This is a genomic window from Streptomyces sp. CNZ287 (genome assembly GCF_007827615.1).
Map to the genome: position 1 here is coordinate 774,954 of NZ_VISV01000002.1, position 17,996 is coordinate 792,949.

A 17,996-nucleotide genomic window follows, 5' to 3' on the forward strand; every position below is an offset into this window, starting at 1 on the left:
GAGAACCGCCCGCCGTGATCACGGCGGGCGGTTCTCCTTTCACCGGCCTTTCACTGTCCGGGCGTCGAAGGTGCCTCGCTGCCGTCCGTACGGCCGAGCTGCCGGTCGATGAAGTCGAAGATCTCCTCCGTGGACGACTCCTGGATCTTGTTGCTCACGTCCTCGGCCGGGGCCGGGCGCGCGTCGTTCCAGTTCGACAGCAGCGTCTGCAGCCGCAGCGTGATCCGCGAGCGCTCCGCCTCGTCCGCCGCGAGCTGCTTCAGCTCCAGCTCCAGCGCGTCCAGATCGGCGATCACCCGGCGCGACGCGCTGACCGCCTCCGGCATCAGGTCCGCCAGGATCCGGCCGGCCAGGGCGTCGGGGGTGGGGTGGTCGAAGATCAGGGTCGCGGGGAGGCGGAGTGCGGTGGTGGTGGTGAGCTGGTTACGGAGCTGGACGGCGGTGAGGGAGTCGAAGCCCAGCTCCTTGAACGGGCGGTGCGGGTCGATGGTCTCGGCGGTGCCGTGGCCGAGGACCGCGGCGATGTTGCTGCGTACGACATCGAGGACCGTCTTGTGCCGCTGCTCCGGCTCGGGCAGCGACGCGAGCTGGTCGGCCAGCGCGGTGCCGCCGGGCGCGCCCGCGGTCGGCGACGCGGCCGAGCGGCGGGGCGCCGGCACGAGGTCGCGGAGGAGCGCGGGCAGGTGGGGCGCGGTGCGCAGGGTGCTCGGGTTGAGCGGCACGCACAGGTGGTGCGACGCGGAGGTGGTCAGTGCGGCGTCGAGGAGGCGCAGCCCGTGCTCCGTCGTGAGCGGCGTGCCGGTGCGGCTCTGCTGGTGGGTGGTGAGGTGGCCGGTGAGTTCGGTGGTGTGCTTCCAGTAGCCCCAGGCGAGGCTGGTGGTGGGGAGCCCTTGGTGGGTGCGGTGGTGGGCGAGGGCGTCGAGGTAGGTGTTGGCGGCGGCGTAGTTGGCCTGGCCGGGGTTGCCGAGGGTGCCGGCGGCGGAGGAGTAGAGGACGAAGTGGGCCAGGTCCAGGTCCTGGGTGGCCTCGTGGAGGTGGTACGCGGCGTCCACCTTGGGGGCGAGGACGGAGTGCAGCGTCTCCGGGGTGAGTTGGGTGAGGGTGGCGTCGTTGAGTGCCCCGGCCGTGTGGATGACGGCGGTCAGCGGGTGCTTTTCGTCGACGGAGTCGACGAGGTCGCGTACGGCGTCGGCGTCGGTGACGTCGCAGGCCGCGAGGGTGACGTGGGCGCCGAGTGCGGTGAGTTCGTCGCGGAGAGCCGTGGCGTTGGGGTGGTCGGGGCCGCTGCGGGAGGCCAGCAGGAGGTGGCGTACGCCGTGCTCGGTGATGAGGTGACGGGCCGTCAGGCTCGCGAGACCGCCGGTTCCGCCCGTGATCAGCACCGTGCCGTTCGGGTCGAGCGGCCGGGATTCCGTCGCGGCGTCGTCGGTGGAGCGGGTCAGGCGGGGGATGAGGACCGTGTTGTCGCGGAGGGCGAGTTGGGGTTCGCCCGTGGCCAGGGCGTCGGTGAGGTGCGGGACGTCGGCCGCCTGTGTCCCGGGCTCGATGTCGGTGGTGTCGGTGTCGATGAGGTGGATGCGGTCGGGCTGTTCGTTCTGGGCCGTACGGACCAGGCCCCACAGCGGCGCATGCGTCAGGTGGACGTCCTCGGCCGGGTGGGTGGCGACGGCCCGGTGGGTGAGGACGACGAGTTGCCGGTCGGTCTCGTCGTTGTCGGCCAGCCAGTTCTGGACGTGGGTCAGCAGCGCCTCGGTCGCGACGTGCGCCGCGACCGGGGTGTCCTCAGCGGCCGGGACGGCCACGTACACGTCCACCCGGTCCGGATCCACCACCGCCGACTGATCGGCGGCGGCAGGGCTCCAGCCGAGGTGGAACAGGCTGTTGCGGGTGTCCTCGCTCCTCCGTGCGCTCAGCGCCGCGGCGTCGATGGGCCGGGTGGTCAGCGCCGAGACCGTCGCCACCGGCGCGCCCGTCGTGTCCCAGGCGCGCAGGGCGAGGTCGTGGCCGTGCTCGCCCGCGGGGGTGAGGGTGGCGCGTAGCCCGGTGGTGCCGGTGGCGTGGACCGACACACCGCTCCACGCGAACGGCAGCCGGAGCTGCCCGTCCGCGCCGTCGTTGTGCGCCGCGAGGGGGTGCAGTGCGGCGTCGAGGAGCGCGGGGTGGAGGGCGTGGCCGGAGGCGTCGGCGCCCTGCGGGAGGGCGATCTCCGCGTGCAGCGTCCCGTCGGCCTCCTTCCAGGCCGCGGTCACGCCCTGGAAGACCGGGCCGTACTCGTAGCCCGCCGCGGCCAGCTCCGGGTAGAGCGCGCCGATCTCGAAGGGCTCCGCGCCCGCGGGCGGCCACTGGGTCAGGGGCTCGGACGGGGTCGCCGGTTCGGCGGTGAGGGTGCCGGTGGCGTGGCAGGTCCACGGCTCGGGCTCGACGTCGTCGGTGTGCGGGCGGGAGTGGACGGTGACCTGCCACCGGCCCGTACCGGACGAGTCGGATCCACCCTGGGGCGCGGCGGTGACCTGGAGGTCGCGGGCGCCGGTCTCCTCCAGCACCAGCGGTGTCTGGAGCGTCAGTTCTTCGAGGTGGGTGGCGCCGGTGTGGTCGCCCGCGTGCAGGGCGAGGTCGACCAGGCCGGTACCGGGCAGCAGCACGGTCCCGGTGACGGCGTGGTCGGCGAGCCACGGGTGGCTGCTCAGGCTGACCCGGCCCGTGAACACCGTGGTGCCCGCGCCGCCTTCGGTGCCGTCGGCGAGCTGGACCGCGGCGTGCAGCAGCGGGTGGGTCGTCGTGGTGAGGCCGAGGTCGGTGGCGCTCGCGAGCCGGGCCGGAGCGTTCAGCCAGTAGGGCTGGTGCTGGAACGGGTAGGTGGGGAGGCTCGGCAGCGCGCTCGCCGACTGCGGCAGGAGGGGGGTGAGGTCGACGGGGTGGTGGTGGGCGTGGAGGGTGGTGAGGGCCGCGAGGAAGCGGGCCTTGGTGCCGTTGTTGCGGATCAGCGTGGCGTGGTGGTGGGCGGCGGTGGGGTGTTGCTCGAAGGTGTCGGCCAGGGCCGCGGTCATGACCGGGTGGGGGCTGGTTTCGATGAGGGTGTAGTGGCCGTTGTCGAGGAGTTGTTCGAGGGTGGTGTGGAAGTGGACGGGGTGGCGGAGGTTGTTGAACCAGTACTCCGCGTCCAGCAGTTGGTCCGGCGCGAGCAGGGCGCCGGTGTGGGTGGAGTAGAACGGAATGGCCGGGGCCACGGGCCGGATAGCGGCGCGTTCGGCCAGGTCCGTGGTGATCGTCTCGCGCAGATCCTCTACATGCGGGGTGTGCGAGGCGTAGTCGACGGGGATCAGGCGGGCGCGGATCTCCCGCTCCTGGTACGTGTGGACCAGATCGGTGAGCGGCTGGGTCTCGCCCGCGAGGATCGTGGTGTGCGGCCCGTTGACGGCGGCGACGTAGACGCCCTCGGGCAGGTCGCCGAGTTCGTCTGCCGGGAGTGGGAACGAGGCCATGGTGCCGGTGCCTGCGAGGCGGGTGATCGCCTGCGCCCGTAGCGCGACTACGGCGATGGCGTCGGAGAGCGTGAGCGCTCCGGCGACGTAGGCGGCGGCGATCTCCCCCTGGGAGTGGCCGATGACCGCGTCGGGCTCGACGCCGTGGTGGCGCAGGAGCTGCGCGATGCCGGTCATGACGGCGAACAGCGCGGGCTGCACGACATCCACCCGGTCAAGGGCGTGTTCGTCCTCGCTGGCCAGGACGTCGAGCAGGTCCCAGTCGCACCAGCGCGACAGCTCATCGCGGCACGCGGCCAGATGTGCGGCGAAGACCGGCTCCTCGGCCGCCAGTTCGTAGCCCATACGGGTCCACTGCGAGCCCTGACCCGGGAAGACGAACGCCGTCTTGCCGGCGGCCACCGGCCCCGGTCCCGTGACAAGTGCGGGGTGCGCCGCGCCCGTGGCCAGCGCGGTCAGCGCCTCGCGCAGCTCGTCGCGGTCGGCGGTGACGATGCCCGCGCGGTGCTCCATCTTCGCCCGCCCGGACCACAGCCGTCCGGCCAGTGCGCCCACCTCGATCTCGGGGTGCTCCTCGACGTACGCCGCGAGCTGCTCGGCGCTCTGCGCCAGCGCACCCGCCGTACGGGCGGAAACCACCACCGGCACCGGCGCCGCCCCCGCCTCCGGCTCAGCCTCGGCCTCCGGCAGGGCCGGGGCCGCTTCCAGGATCAGGTGCGCGTTGGTGCCGCTCATGCCGAACGACGACACCGCCGCGCGTCGCGGCTCAACGTCCTCGGTCCAGGGGCGGGCCTCCGTCAGCAGCTCGATGTGGCCCGCGTCCCAGTCGACATGGCTCGTGGGCATGTCGACGTTGAGCGTCGGAGGCAGGACACCATGCCGCATGGCCTCGACCATCTTGATGACGCCGGCGACACCGGCCGCGGCCTGGGTGTGGCCGATGTTGGACTTGATGGAGCCCAGCCACAGCGGATTCTCTGCTGAGTGCGCCTGGCCGTACGTCTCCAGCAGGGCCTGCGCCTCGATCGGGTCGCCCAGCGTCGTGCCCGTGCCGTGCGCCTCGACGGCGTGGACCTGGTCGCCGCTCAGCCCGGCGTTGGCGAGGGCCTGTTCGATGACGCGGCGCTGCGACGGGCCGTTGGGCGCGGTGAGGCCGTTCGACGCACCGTCCTGGTTGACGGCGGAGCCGCGGACGACGGCGAGCACGTCGTGTCCGTTGCGCCGGGCGTCCGACAGCCGCTCGACCAGCACCAGGCCGACGCCCTCGCCCCAGCCGGTGCCGTCGGCGGCGTCGGCGAAGGGCTTGCAGCGGCCGTCGGCGGCGAGGCCGCGCTGCCGGGAGAAGACCTGGAAGGTGCCCGGCGTGGCCATGATGGTCGCGCCGCCCGCGAGGGCGAGATCGCACTCCCCGTTGCGCAGCGCCTGCGCCGCGAGGTGGAGGGCGACCAGCGACGACGAGCAGGCCGTGTCCACGGTCATGGCCGGACCCTCGAGACCGAAGGTGTACGCCACCCGGCCCGAGGCGATGCTCGCGGAGCCGCCCGTGGCGAAGTAGCCCTCCAGGTGGTCCGGCGCGTCGTGCATGCGCATCAGGTAGTCCTGCGAGATGACGCCCGCGAACACGCCGGTGCTGCTGCCCTTGAGGCTGGTGGGGTCGATGCCCGCCCGCTCGAAGGCTTCCCAGGCGGTCTCCAGCAGGAGCCGCTGCTGGGGGTCGGTGGCCAGGGCCTCGCGCGGGTTCATGTGGAAGAAGTCCGCGTCGAACCGCCCGGCGTCGTACAGGAACGCGCCCTTGCGGGTGTACATCTTGCCCGGCGCGTCCGGGTCCGGGTCGTAGAGGCCGTCGAGGTCCCAGCCGCGGTCGTCCGGCAGGTCGCCGATCGCCTCGACGCCCTCGGAGACCAGCCTCCACAGGTCCTCGGGCCGCCGCATCCCGCCGGGGTAGCGGCAGGCCATCGAGACGATCACGATCGGGTCGTCGTCGGCCACGGCCGCGACCTGCTTCGCCGCGCGCAGCCGCGGCTGCTCGTCCAGCAGCTTGCCCCGCAGGAAGACCGACAGCTCGGTGAGCGTCGGGTGATCGAAGACCAGGGTGGAGGGGAGCTGGAGCGCGGTGGCGTTGGTGAGCCGGTTGCGCAGTTCGACGGCGGTGAGGGAGTCGAAGCCCAGCTCCTTGAACGGGCGTTGCGGGTCGATGGTCTCCGGGCGCGCGTGGCCGAGGACCGCCGCGACGTTGCTGCGGATCAGGTCCAGCACGAGCCGGTCCTGCTCGGCCTCGCCGAGCCCGGCCAGCTCCTCGGCCAGCCCCGAGCGCCGTACCGCGCTCGCGCCCGCTGCGGTCGCGCGGCGCGCGGTGGCCGGTACGAGGTCGCGGAGCAGCGCCGGCACCTTGGGCGCGCGGCGCAGGGCCGCGGGCTCAATCGGCATGCAGACCAGCGTCGATTCGGGCCGGTCCCGGAGCGCGACGTCGAAGAGGTGCAGGCCGTGCTCGGTGGTGAGCGGCTTGCCGGTGCGGCCCTGCTGGTCGGCGGTGAGGTGCTGGGTGAGGCCGGTGGCCTGCTTCCAGTAGCCCCAGGCGAGGCTGGTGGTCGGCAGGCCGAGCCGGTTGCGGTGGTGGGCGAGGGCGTCCACGTACGTGTTGGCGGCAGCGTAGTTCGACTGCCCCGGGTTGCCGAGGGTGCCGGCCGCGGAGGAGTAGACGACGAAGTGCGCCAGGTCGAGGTGCCGGGTCGCCTCGTGCAGGTGGTACGTGGCGTCGACCTTCGGCGCCAGGACCGGGTGCAGGTCGCCCGGGGTGAGCTGGGTGAGGACGGCGTCGTTCAGCACACCCGCGGTGTGGATGACGGCGGTGAGGGGGTGCTGCTCGTCCACGGAGCCGACGAGGTCGCGTACGGCGTCGGCGTCGGTGACGTCGCAGGCCGCGAGGGTGACGTGGGCGCCGAGTGCGGTGAGTTCGTCGCGGAGAGCCGTGGCGCTGGGGTGGTCGGGGCCGCTGCGGGAGGCCAGCAGGAGGTGGCGTACGCCGTGCTCGGTGACCAGGTGACGCGCGGTCAGTCCGGCGAGGACGCCGGTGCCGCCGGTGATGAGCACGGTGCCGTTCGGGTCGAGCGGCCTGGGCAGGGTCAGGATCAGCTTGCCGGTGTGCCGGGCCTGGCTCAGGTAGCGCAGGGCCTGGCGGGCCTGCCGTACGTCGAACGAGGTGGTGGGCAGCGGGGCCAGCACGCCTTCGGCGAACAGCTCGGTGAGATGCGCCAGGATCTGCTGGATACGGTCGGGGCCCGCCTCGATGAGGTCGAAGTTCCGGTACTCGGCGCCGTGTTCGGCCTGGACCGCCTGCGGGTCGCGGATATCCGTCTTGCCCATCTCGATGAACCGGCCGCCGGGGCGTACGAGGCGCAGGGAGGCGTCGGTGAACTCGTGGGCGAGGGCGTTGAGGACGACATCCACACCCTGGTCCGGGCCGTGGGTGCGGAAGTGCTCCTCGAAGTCCAGCGTGCGGCTTGACGCGATGTGGTGCTCGTCCAGTCCCTGCGCGTACAGCAGGTGCTGCTTGCCGGGGCTGGCGGTGGCGTAGACGTCGGCGCCGAAGTGGCGGGCGAGTTGGAGCGCGGCGGAGCCGACGCCGCCGGTGGCGGCGTGGAGCAGCAGCGACTCGCCGGCCTCCAGCCGCCCGAGGTCCTTCAGCGCGAAGTACGCCGTGAGGAAGGCGACCGGAATCCCTGCCGCCTGGGTGGAGGACCACTCCGCCGGTACGGGCGTGAGGAGCCGGTGGTCGGTGATCGCCCGGCTGCCGGCGCCCTCGGGCATGAGACCCATGACGCGGTCGCCGACCGCCACGCTCGTGACGTCGGCGCCGACCTCGGTCACCACGCCGGCGCCCTCGCTGCCGAGGGGTGCCTGGCCCGGATACATGCCCAGGGCGATGAGCGTGTCGCGGAAGTTCAGCCCGACCGCGTGCAGTTGCACGCGGACCTGGCTGCCGGTCAGCGGCACGTCCCACTCGGGGGCGGGCCGGCAGGCGAGCGCCTCCAACGTGCCGTCGCCGTCGCTCGCCAGCTTCCACGTGCCCTTCGGCACGTCCAGTACGCCGCTCTCCGCGCCCGTCGCGCGCACGAGGCGCGCGGCCAGCACCTGGCCGCCGCGGACGGCGGTCTGGGGCTCACCGGTGGCGAGGGCGTCGGCGAGGTGCGGGACGCCGGCGGCGCCGGCGTTCGCGTCGATGCCGGTGGCGTCGGTGTCCACGAGGCGGATGCGGTCGGGGTTCTCGTTCTGGGCGCTGCGGAGCAGGCCCCACAGCGGTGCGTGGGCCAGGTGGACGTCCTCGGCCGGGTGGGTGGCGACGGCCAGGTGGGTGAGGACGACGAGGTGCCGGTCGGTCTCGTCGTTGTCGGCCAGCCAGTTCTGGACGTGGGTCAGCAGCGCCTCGGTCGCGACGTGTGCCGCGGCCGGGGTGTCCTCGCCCGCGGGCGCGGCGACGTGCAGGTCGTACCGATCCAGCTCCGCCGGCTCGTCTCCCTCCGCCCCGGCAGGGCTCCAGGAGAGGTGGAAGAGGCTGTTGCGGGTCGCGGCGCCGGTGTCGGCGGCGCTGGTCAGCGCAGAGGCGTCGACGGCCCTGGTGTTGAGGGCGCCGATGGTGGCGACGGGAGCACCAGTGGGGTCCCAGGCGCGGAGCGCGAGGTCGTGGCCCTGGTCGCCGGTGGGGGTGATCGTCGCGCGGAGGCGGGTGGCGCCGGAGGCGTGGACGGACACACCGGTCCACGCGAACGGCAGTCGCAGTTGTGCGTCGGTCTCCCCTCCGGTCTTGGCGCCGCCCTGGGCCGCCAGCGGGTGGAGCGCCGCGTCGAGGAGGGCGGGGTGGATCGTGTGCCCGTCGGGGTCGGTGTCGTCGGGCAGGGCGATCTCGGCGTGCAGCGTGCCGTCGGGCTGCGCCCACGCCGCCGTGACGCCGCGGAAGGCGGGCCCGTACGCGTAGCCGCCCGCGGCCAGCCGGGGGTAGATCTCCGACACGTCGAGCGCCTGCGCGCCCGCGGGCGGCCACTGGGTCAGGGGCTCGGCCGGGGTCGCCGGTTCGGCGGTGAGGGTGCCGGTGGCGTGGCAGGTCCACGGCTCGGGCTCGGCCTCGTCGTCCGTGTGGGGCCTGGAGTGGATCGTGACCTGCCAGCCGTCCGCGTCGGGGTGGGGCCCCGCGGTGACCTGGAGGTCGCGGGCGCCGGTCTCCTCCAGCACCAGCGGTGCCTGGAGCGTCAGTTCTTCGAGGTGGGTGGCGCCCGTGTGGTCACCGGCGTGCAGGGCGAGGTCGACCAGCGCGGTGCCGGGCAGCAGGACCGTACCCGCGACGGCGTGGTCGGCGAGCCACGGGTGGCTGCTCAGGCCGACACGGCCGGTGAACACCACGGTGCCGGTGGCGCCGGTGCCCGTCTCGTCCGCGAGCGGGACGGCGGCGTGGAGCAGCGGGTGGGCGGTGGTGCCCAGACCGAGGTCGGACGCGCTGGTGAGCTGGGCGGAGCCGTGAAGCCAGTAGCTCTCCCGCTGGAACGGGTAGGTGGGCAGCTCGGGCACCCGGTCGGCGGGCTGATCGGTCCGCGGGAAGTGAGGGGCGAGGTCGACGGGGTGGTGGTGGGTGTGGAGGGAGGTGAGTGCTGTGAGGAAGCGGACCTTGGTGTCGTCGTTGCGGATGAGGGTGGCGTGGTGGTGGGCCGGGGTGGTGCGCTGCTCGAAGGTGTCGGCCAGGGCCGCGGTCATGACCGGGTGGGGGCTGGTTTCGATGAGGGTGTAGTGGCCGTCGTCGAGGAGTTGTTCGAGGGTGGTGTGGAAGTGGACGGGGTGGCGGAGGTTGTTGAACCAGTACTCCGCGTCGAGGTCCTGGTCGAAGGCGAGCAGGGCGCCGGTGTGGGTGGAGTAGAAGGGGATGGTCGGGGCCATCGGCTCGATGCCGGCGCGTTCGGCCAGGTCCGTGATGATCGTCTCGCGCAGGTCTTCGACGTGGGGGGTGTGCGAGGCGTAGTCGACGGGGATCAGGCGGGCGCGGATCTCCCGCTCCTGGTACGTGTGGACCAGATCGGTGAGCGGCTGGGTCTCGCCCGCGAGGATCGTGGTGTGCGGCCCGTTGATCGCGGCGACGTAGACGCCCTCGGGCAGGTCCTGAAGCTCGTCTGCCGGCAGCGGGAACGAGGCCATGGTGCCGGTGCCTGCGAGGCGGGTGATCGCCTGCGCCCGCAGGGCGACTACGGCGATGGCGTCGGAGAGCGTGAGCGCTCCGGCGACGTACGCGGCGGCGATCTCGCCCTGGGAGTGGCCGATCACGGCGTCGGGCTCGACGCCGTGGTGGCGCAGCAACTCGGCGATGCCGGTCATGACGGCGAACAGCGCGGGCTGCACGATGTCCACCCGGTCAAGGGCGTGTTCGTCCTCGCTGGCCAGGACGTCGAGCAGGTCCCAGTCGCACCAGCGCGACAGCTCGTCGCGGCACGCGGCCAGATGCTCCGCGAAAGCGGGCTCCTCCGCGGCGAGTTGATAGCCCATGCGTGTCCACTGCGAGCCCTGTCCGGGGAACACGAACGCGGTCTTGCCCGCGTTGGCCGTGCCGGGCCCGGTCACCAGTGCCGGGTGTGCGACACCCGTGGCAAGCGCGGTCAGCGCCTCGCGCAGCTCGTCCCGGTCGGCGGTGACGATGCCCGCGCGGTGCTCCATCTTCGCCCGCCCGGACCACAGCCCCGCCGCCAGCGCACCCACCTCGATCTCGGGGTGCTCCTCGACGTACGCCGCGAGCTGCTCGGCGCTCTGCGCCAGCGCACCCGCCGTACGGGCGGAAACCACCACCGGAACCGCAACGCCCGAGCCGGACCCGGTCTCCTCGGGCACTGCCTCGTCCGCTGCCGTAACCGGTGCGGCCTCCAGGATCAGGTGGGCGTTCGTCCCGCTCATGCCGAACGACGAGACCGCCGCCCGCCGCGGCTCACCCGTCTCCGGCCACTCCCGCGTCTCCGTCAGCAGCGCGACGTGGCCGGTGTCCCACTCCACGTGCGTCGAGGGGCGATCCACGTTCAGGGTCTGCGGGAGCCGGCCGTGCCGCAGTGCCTCGACCATCTTGATCACGCCCGCGACACCGGACGCGGCCTGGGTGTGCCCGATGTTGGACTTCACCGAGCCCAGCCACAGCGGCCGCTCCTCGGTGTGTGCCTGGCCGTACGTGGCGAGCAGGGCCTGTGCCTCGATCGGGTCGCCCAGCGTCGTACCCGTGCCGTGTGCCTCCACCACGTCGATCTGCCCCGCACTCAGCCCGGCGTTGGCCAGCGCTTGCTCGATGACACGCTGCTGCGAGGGGCCGTTGGGTGCGGTGAGGCCGTTCGACGCGCCGTCCTGATTGATCGCCGAGCCCTTGAGCACCGCCAGGACCGTGTGCCCGTTGCGCTGCGCGTCCGAGAGACGTTCGAGCAGGATGAGGCCCGCGCCCTCGCCCCAGCCGGTGCCGTCGGCGGCGTCGGCGAAGGGCTTGCAGCGGCCGTCGGCGGCGAGGCCGCGCTGCCGGGAGAAGACCTGGAAGGTGCCCGGCGTGGCCATGATGGTCGCGCCGCCCGCGAGGGCGAGATCGCACTCCCCGTTACGGAGCGCCTGCATCGCCAGGTGGAGGGCGACCAGCGACGACGAGCAGGCCGTGTCCACCGTCATGGCCGGGCCTTCAAGACCGAAGGTGTACGCGATCCGGCCGGACGCCACGCTGCCCGAGCTGCCGGTGGCGATGTAGCCCTCAAGACCCTCCGGGTTCTGGTGCAGCCGCAGCAGGTAGTCCTGGGAGATCACACCCGCGAACACCCCTGTGTTGCTGCCCTGGAGCGTGGCGGGCTCGATGCCCGCCCGCTCGAACACCTCCCAGGAGGTCTCCAGCAGCAGCCGCTGCTGCGGGTCCGTGGCCAGCGCCTCGCGCGGGTTCATGTGGAAGAAGTCCGCGTCGAACAGATCGGCGTCGTGCAGGAACGCCCCGTGGCGGGTGTAGACCTTGCCCGTCGCGTCGGGGTCCGGGTCGTACAGGTTCTCCAGGTCCCAGCCGCGGTTGACCGGGAGGTCGCCGATGGCGTCGCGGCCGGTGCTGACGAGGTCCCAGAGCGCCCGCGAGTCGCGGACGCCGCCGGGGTAGCGGCAGGCCATCGAGACGATCGCGATCGGGTCGTCGCTCGCGGCCACGGCGCCGGCGCGGCTCGGGGTCCGCGCGGTGAGGGACCCGGTGTCGAGGAACTGGCCGAGGAGATGGCGGGTCAGCGCCTGGGGCGTCGGGTGGTCGAAGATCAGGGTGGCCGGGAGGCGCAGCGACGTGGCGTTCGTGAGGCGGTTGCGGAGCTCGACGGCGGTCAGCGAGTCGAAGCCCAGCTCCTTGAACGGCCGCTGCGGGTCGATGGCGTCGGGCGTGCCGTGGCCGAGGACCGCGGCCACGTTGCTGCGTACGAGGTCCAGCAGCCTGCGCTCCTGCTCCGCCTCGGGGAGCGCGGCGAGCTGCTCGGCGAGCGCGTTGCCGTCGGCCGCGGCCGAGGAGGCGGCGACGCGGCGGGCCGGCCGCGGAACGAGGTCGCGCAGCAGGGCGGGGAGGCGGGGGGCCGTGCGCAGCGCGGCGGGGTTGAGGGGGAGGCAGAGCTGGTACGCCTCGGGGCCCGCGAGGGCCGCGTCGAAGAGGCGGAACGCGTGGTCCGCTTCGAGCGGGGTGGTGCCGTGGGTGACGTTGCGGACCTCGTTGTCGCTGAGGTGGCCGGTGAGGCCGGTGGCCTGCTTCCAGTAGCCCCAGGCGAGGCTGGTGGTGGGGAGGCCCTGCCGGGTGCGGTGGTGGGCAAGGGCGTCGAGGTAGGTGTTGGCGGCGGCGTAGTTGGCCTGGCCGGGGTTGCCGAGGGTGCCGGCGGCGGAGGAGTAGACGACGAAGTGGGCCAGGGGCAGGTGGCGGGTCGCCTCGTGCAGGTGGTGGGCGGCGTCGACCTTGGGGTCGAGGACGGGGTGCAGGTTCTCGGGGGTGAGCTGGGTGAGGACGGTGTCGCTGAGGGTGCCAGCGGTGTGGATGACGGCGGTGAGGGGGTGCTGCTCGTCCACGGAGCCGACGAGGTCGCGTACGGCGTCGGCGTCGGTGACGTCGCAGGCCGCGAGGGTGACCTGGGCGCCGAGTGCGGTGAGTTCGTCGCGGAGAGCCGTGGCGTTGGGGTGGTCGGGGCCGCTGCGGGAGGCCAGCAGGAGGTGGCGTACGCCGTGCTCGGTGACCAGGTGACGCGCGGTCAGTCCGGCGAGGACGCCGGTGCCGCCGGTGATGAGCACGGTGCCGTTCGGGTCGAGCGGCCTGGGCAGGGTCAGGATCAGCTTGCCGGTGTGCCGGGCCTGGCTCAGGTGGCGTAGCGCCTGCGGGGTGTGCCGGATGTCGAACGAGGTGGTGGGCAGCGGCGTCAGCACGCCTTCGGCGAACAGCTCGGTGAGATGCGCCAGGATCTGCTGGATACGGTCGGGGCCCGCCTCGATGAGGTCGAAGTTCCGGTACTGGACCTGGTGCTCGGCCTGCACGGTGTCGGCGTCGCGTACGTCCGTCTTGCCCATCTCGATGAACCGGCCGCCGGGGCGTACGAGGCGCAGGGAGGCGTCGGTGAACTCGTGGGCGAGGGCGTTGAGGACGACATCCACGCCCTGGTCCGGGCCGTGGGTGCGGAAGTGCTCCTCGAAGTCCAGGCTCCGGCTGGACGCGATGTGCGTGTCGTCGAGACCCTGGGCGCGCAGCAGATGGTGCTTGCCGGGGCTGGCGGTGGCGTAGACGTCGGCGCCGAAGTGGCGGGCGAGTTGGAGTGCGGCGGAGCCGACGCCGCCGGTGGCGGCGTGGAGCAGCAGCGACTCGCCGGCCTCCAGCCGCCCGAGGTCCTTCAGCGCGAAGTACGCGGTCAGGAAGGCCACCGGGATCCCGGCCGCCTGAGTGAAGCCCCACTGCTCGGGGACGGTGGTGAGCAGGCGGTGATCGGTGACGGCGTGGGAGCCCGCGCCGTCGATCATCACGCCCATCACCCGGTCGCCCACGGCGACGTCGGTCACGTCGTCGGCGACGTCCGTGACGACGCCGGAGCCCTCGCTGCCCAGCGGGGCGTCGCCCGGGTACATGCCCAGGGCGATGAGCGTGTCGCGGAAGTTGAGGCCGATCGCGTGCAGTTGGACGCGGACCTGCCCGGCGGCCAGCGGCTCGTCCCACTCCGGCATCGGCCGGCAGGTGACCGCCTCCAGCGTGCCGTCGCCCCCGGTGGCCAGCTTCCAGGTGCTCTCCGGCACGTCGAGCGCGCCGCCGGCGCCGGTCGCGCGCACGAGTCGTGCGACGAGGAGCTGGCCGTGACGCAGGGCGAGTTGCGGCTCGCCGGTGGCGAGGGCGTCGGCGAGGTGGGGCACGTCGGCGAAGCCGGCCGCGACGGCGGTGTCGGTGTCGGTGTCGAGCAGGTGGATGCGGTCGGGGTTCTCGTTCTGGGCGGTACGGACCATCCCCCACAGTGGCGCGTGTGCCAGATGGACGTCCTCCGCAGGACCCGTGGCGACGGCGCGGTGGGTGAGCACGGCGAGGCGGCGATCGGTCTCGTCGTTGGCGGCCAGCCAGCCCTGTACGTGGGTGAGCAGGGCTTCGGTCGCGGCGTGGGCCGCGGCGGGGGTGTCGTCGGCGGCCGGGGCGGCGACGTAGAGGTCGACCTGACCGGGATCGATCCGGTCGGAGGCGTCCTGCGGGGCCTGGGCCGGGGTCCAGGCGAGCTGGAAGAGGCTGTTGCGGGTCGCGGCGCCGTCGTCGGCGCTCCCGGTGATGAGAGCGGTCGGGTCGACGGGCCGGGTGTTGAGGGCGGCGATGGTGGCGACGGGGGCGCCCGTGGGGTCCCAGGCGCGGAGGGCGAGGTCGTGGCCCTGGTCGCCGGTGGGGGTGAGGGTGGCACGGAGGTGGGTGGCGCCGGTGGCGTGGACCGACACACCGCTCCACGCGAACGGCAGCCGCAGCTCCCGCGCCTCGTCCTCCGCGGCATCGCCCGCGCCGAGCGCACGGAGGGCGAGAGGGTGGAGGGCGGCGTCGAGCAGCGCCGGGTGGATGGTGTGCCCGTCGGCGTCCGTGTCACCGGGGAGGGCGATCTCGGCGTGGAGGGTGCCGTCGGCGTGCTGCCAGGCCCTGGTGACGCCGCGGAAGGCGGGCCCGTACCCGTAGCCGGCCGCGGCCATCCGCGGGTACAGCTCGGCGACGTCGAGCGCCTGTGCCCCGGCGGGTGGCCACTGGCCCGACGGCTCGGCCGTGTCGGCCGGTTCCGCGGTGAGCGTGCCGGTGGCGTGGCAGGTCCAGGACTCGGACTCCGCCTCGTCGTCGGTGTGGGCACGGGAGTGGATGGCGACCTGCCGTCCGCCGTGGCCGTCGTCGAGCGGTGTGGTGGTGACCTGGAGGTCGCGGGCGCCGGTCTCTTCCAGCACCAGCGGGGCGTGCAGGGTCAGTTCTTCGAGGTGGGTGGCGCCGGTGTGGTCGCCGGTGTGCAGGGCGAGGTCCACGAGGGCGGTGCCGGGGAGGAGGACCGTACCGGCCACGGCGTGGTCGGCGAGCCACGGGTGGGTGGAGAGGCTGAGGCGGCCGGTGAACACCATCGTGCTGGCGCCGGTCTCGTCGGCGCCGTCGGTGTCGGCGAGTTGGACGGCGGCGCTGAGGAGGGGGTGGGTGGTGCTGCTCAGGCCGAGGTCGGTGGCGCTGGTGAGCTGGGCGGGGGCATCAAGCCAATAGGGCTGGTGCTGGAAGGGGTAGGTGGGCAGCTCGGGCAGCAGCTCGGTGGAGTCCTCGGCGCCGGGCAGGAGCGGGCTGAGGTCGATCGGGTGGTGGTGGGCGTGGAGGTTCGCCAGGGCGACGCGGAAGCGGGTCTGCGTGCCGTTGTTGCGGATGAGGGTGGCGTGGTGGTGGGCCGGGGTGGTGCGCTGCTCGAAGGTGTCGGCCAGGGCCGCGGTCATGACCGGGTGGGGGCTGGTTTCGATGAGGGTGTAGTGGCCGTCGTCGAGGAGTTGTTCGAGGGTGGTGTGGAAGTGGACGGGGTGGCGGAGGTTGTTGAACCAGTACTCCGCGTCCAGCAGTTGGTCCGGCGCGAGCAGGGCGCCGGTGTGGGTGGAGTAGAACGGAATGGCCGGGGCCACGGGCCGGATCGCGGCGCGTTCGGCCAGGTCCGTGGTGATCGTCTCGCGCAGGTCTTCGACGTGGGGGGTGTGCGAGGCGTAGTCGACGGGGATCAGGCGGGCGCGGATCTCCCGCTCCTGGTACGTGTGGACCAGATCGGTGAGCGGCTGGGTCTCGCCCGCGAGGATCGTGGTGTGCGGCCCGTTGATCGCGGCGACGTAGACGCCCTCGGGCAGGTCTTGAAGCTCGTCTGCCGGCAGCGGGAACGAGGCCATCGTGCCGGTGCCTGCGAGGCGGGTGATCGCCTGCGCCCGCAGGGCGACTACGGCGATGGCGTCGGAGAGCGTGAGCGCTCCGGCGACGTAGGCGGCGGCGATCTCCCCCTGGGAGTGGCCGATGACCGCGTCGGGCTCGACGCCGTGGTGGCGCAGGAGCTGCGCGATGCCGGTCATGACGGCGAACAGCGCGGGCTGCACGATGTCCACCCGGTCAAGGGCGTGTTCGTCCTCGCTGGCCAGGACGTCGAGCAGGTCCCAGTCGCACCAGCGCGACAGCTCATCGCGGCACGCGGCCAGATGTGCGGCGAAGACCGGCTCCTCGGCCGCCAGTTCGTAGCCCATACGGGTCCACTGCGAGCCCTGACCCGGGAACACGAACGCCGTCTTCCCCGCCTCCGCGGACCCCGGGCCGGTCACCAGCGCGGGGTGCGCCGCACCCGTGGCAAGCGCGGTCAGCGCCTCCAGCAGCTCGTCGCGGCCGGCGGTGACGATGCCCGCGCGGTGCTCCATCTTCGCCCGGCCGGACCACAGCCCCGCCGCCAGCGCACCCACCTCGACCTCGGGGTGCTGCTCCACGTACGCCGCAAGACGCCCGGCCGACTGCGCGAGCGCCGCCGCCGAGCGTCCGGAAACCACGACCGGCACCGGCAGAGACGACGCCGATCCGGCCGCCTCCGTCTCCGGCGCCGCCTCCCCGTCGACCGTCGCCGCCTCGTCCGCTGCCGCAACCGGCGCGGCCTCCAGGATCAGGTGCGCGTTCGTGCCGCTCATGCCGAACGACGAGACCGCCGCGCGCCGCGGCTCGCCCGTCTCCGGCCATTCCTGCGTCTCCGTCAGCAGTGCGACGGTGCCCGACTCCCAGTCCACGTGGCTTGACGGCTTGTCCACGTGGAGCGTGGGCGGCAGCACGCCGTGCCGCATGGCCTCGACCATCTTGATGACGCCCGCCACCCCGGCCGCGGCCTGGGTGTGCCCGACGTTCGACTTCACCGAGCCCAGCCACAGCGGCCGTTCGGCCGAGTGCTCGCGCCCGTACGTCGCCAGCAGCGCCTGCGCCTCGATCGGGTCGCCCAGCGTCGTACCCGTGCCGTGCGCCTCCACCACGTCGACCTGGCTCGCGTTGAGCCGGGCGTTGGCCAGGGCCTGCTCGATGACCCGGCGCTGCGAGGGGCCGTTGGGGGCGGTGAGGCCGTTCGACGCGCCGTCCTGATTGATCGCCGAGCCCTTCAGCACCGCCAGCACCTTGTGCCCGTTCCGCTGGGCGTCGGACAGCCGCTCCAGCAGCACCAGGCCGACGCCCTCGCCCCAGGCCGTACCGTCCGCCGCGTCGGCGAACGCCTTGCACCGGCCGTCCGCGGCCAGGCCGCGCTGCCGCGAGAAGACCGTGAAGGCCGAGGGGCTGGACATGACGGTGGCGCCGCCCGCCAGCGCACTGTCGCACTCGCCGTTGCGGAGGGCCTGGACCGCCAGGTGGAGCGCGACCAGGGACGACGAGCACGCCGTGTCCACCGTCACCGCCGGGCCTTCGAGGCCGAAGGTGTACGCCACCCGGCCCGAGGCGACGCTGCCGGCGCTGCCGGTGGCCGCGTAGCCCTCCAGGTCGCCGGTGGCGCGGTAGAGGCGCAGCAGATAGTCCTGGGAGTTGAGCCCCGCGAAGACGCCCGTCCTGTTGCCCTTCACCCCGGCCGGGTCCAGGCCCGCCCGCTCGAACGCCTCCCAGGCCGTCTCCAGCAGCAGCCGCTGCTGCGGGTCCATGGCCAGCGCCTCGCGCGGCGAGATGCCGAACAGCTCCGCGTCGAACTGCTCGGCGCCCTGGAGGAAGGCGCCCATCCGGGTGTAGCTCTTGCCGCTCGCCGCCGGGTCCGGGTCGTACAGGTCCTCGGCCCAGCCGCGGTCGCCCGGGAACTCCACGATCCCGTCGCGGCCCTCGGCCACCATCCGCCACAGGTCCTCGGGAGAGGCCACGCCGCCGGAGTAGCGGCAGGCCATCGACACGATGGCGATGGGCTCCGTGGACTTCGACTCGACCTCGCCGAGGCGCCGGCGGGCCTGGCGGAGCTCCGCGGTCACCCACTTCAGGTTGTCCAGAAGCTTCTGCTCGTTCTTCATCAGCGCAAG

The 17,996-nt window shown here is 73.2% G+C and carries 1 protein-coding gene; it reads right to left on the reverse strand.

Features of this window, described 5'->3' with window-relative positions; translation table 11 throughout:
* Positions 1-50: 50 nt before the first annotated feature.
* A complete protein-coding gene (locus FB457_RS35950; protein WP_486588952.1) occupies positions 51-17,987 on the reverse strand; it encodes an SDR family NAD(P)-dependent oxidoreductase in 17,937 nt (5,978 codons plus the stop codon).
* Positions 17,988-17,996 lie beyond the last annotated feature (9 nt).

What these genes read in the sequence shown, in the direction of transcription:
- FB457_RS35950 (WP_486588952.1), bottom strand. Translation starts at nt 17,987, where the DNA reads ATGAAGAACGAGCAGAAGCTTCTGGACAACCTGAAGTGGGTGACCGCG.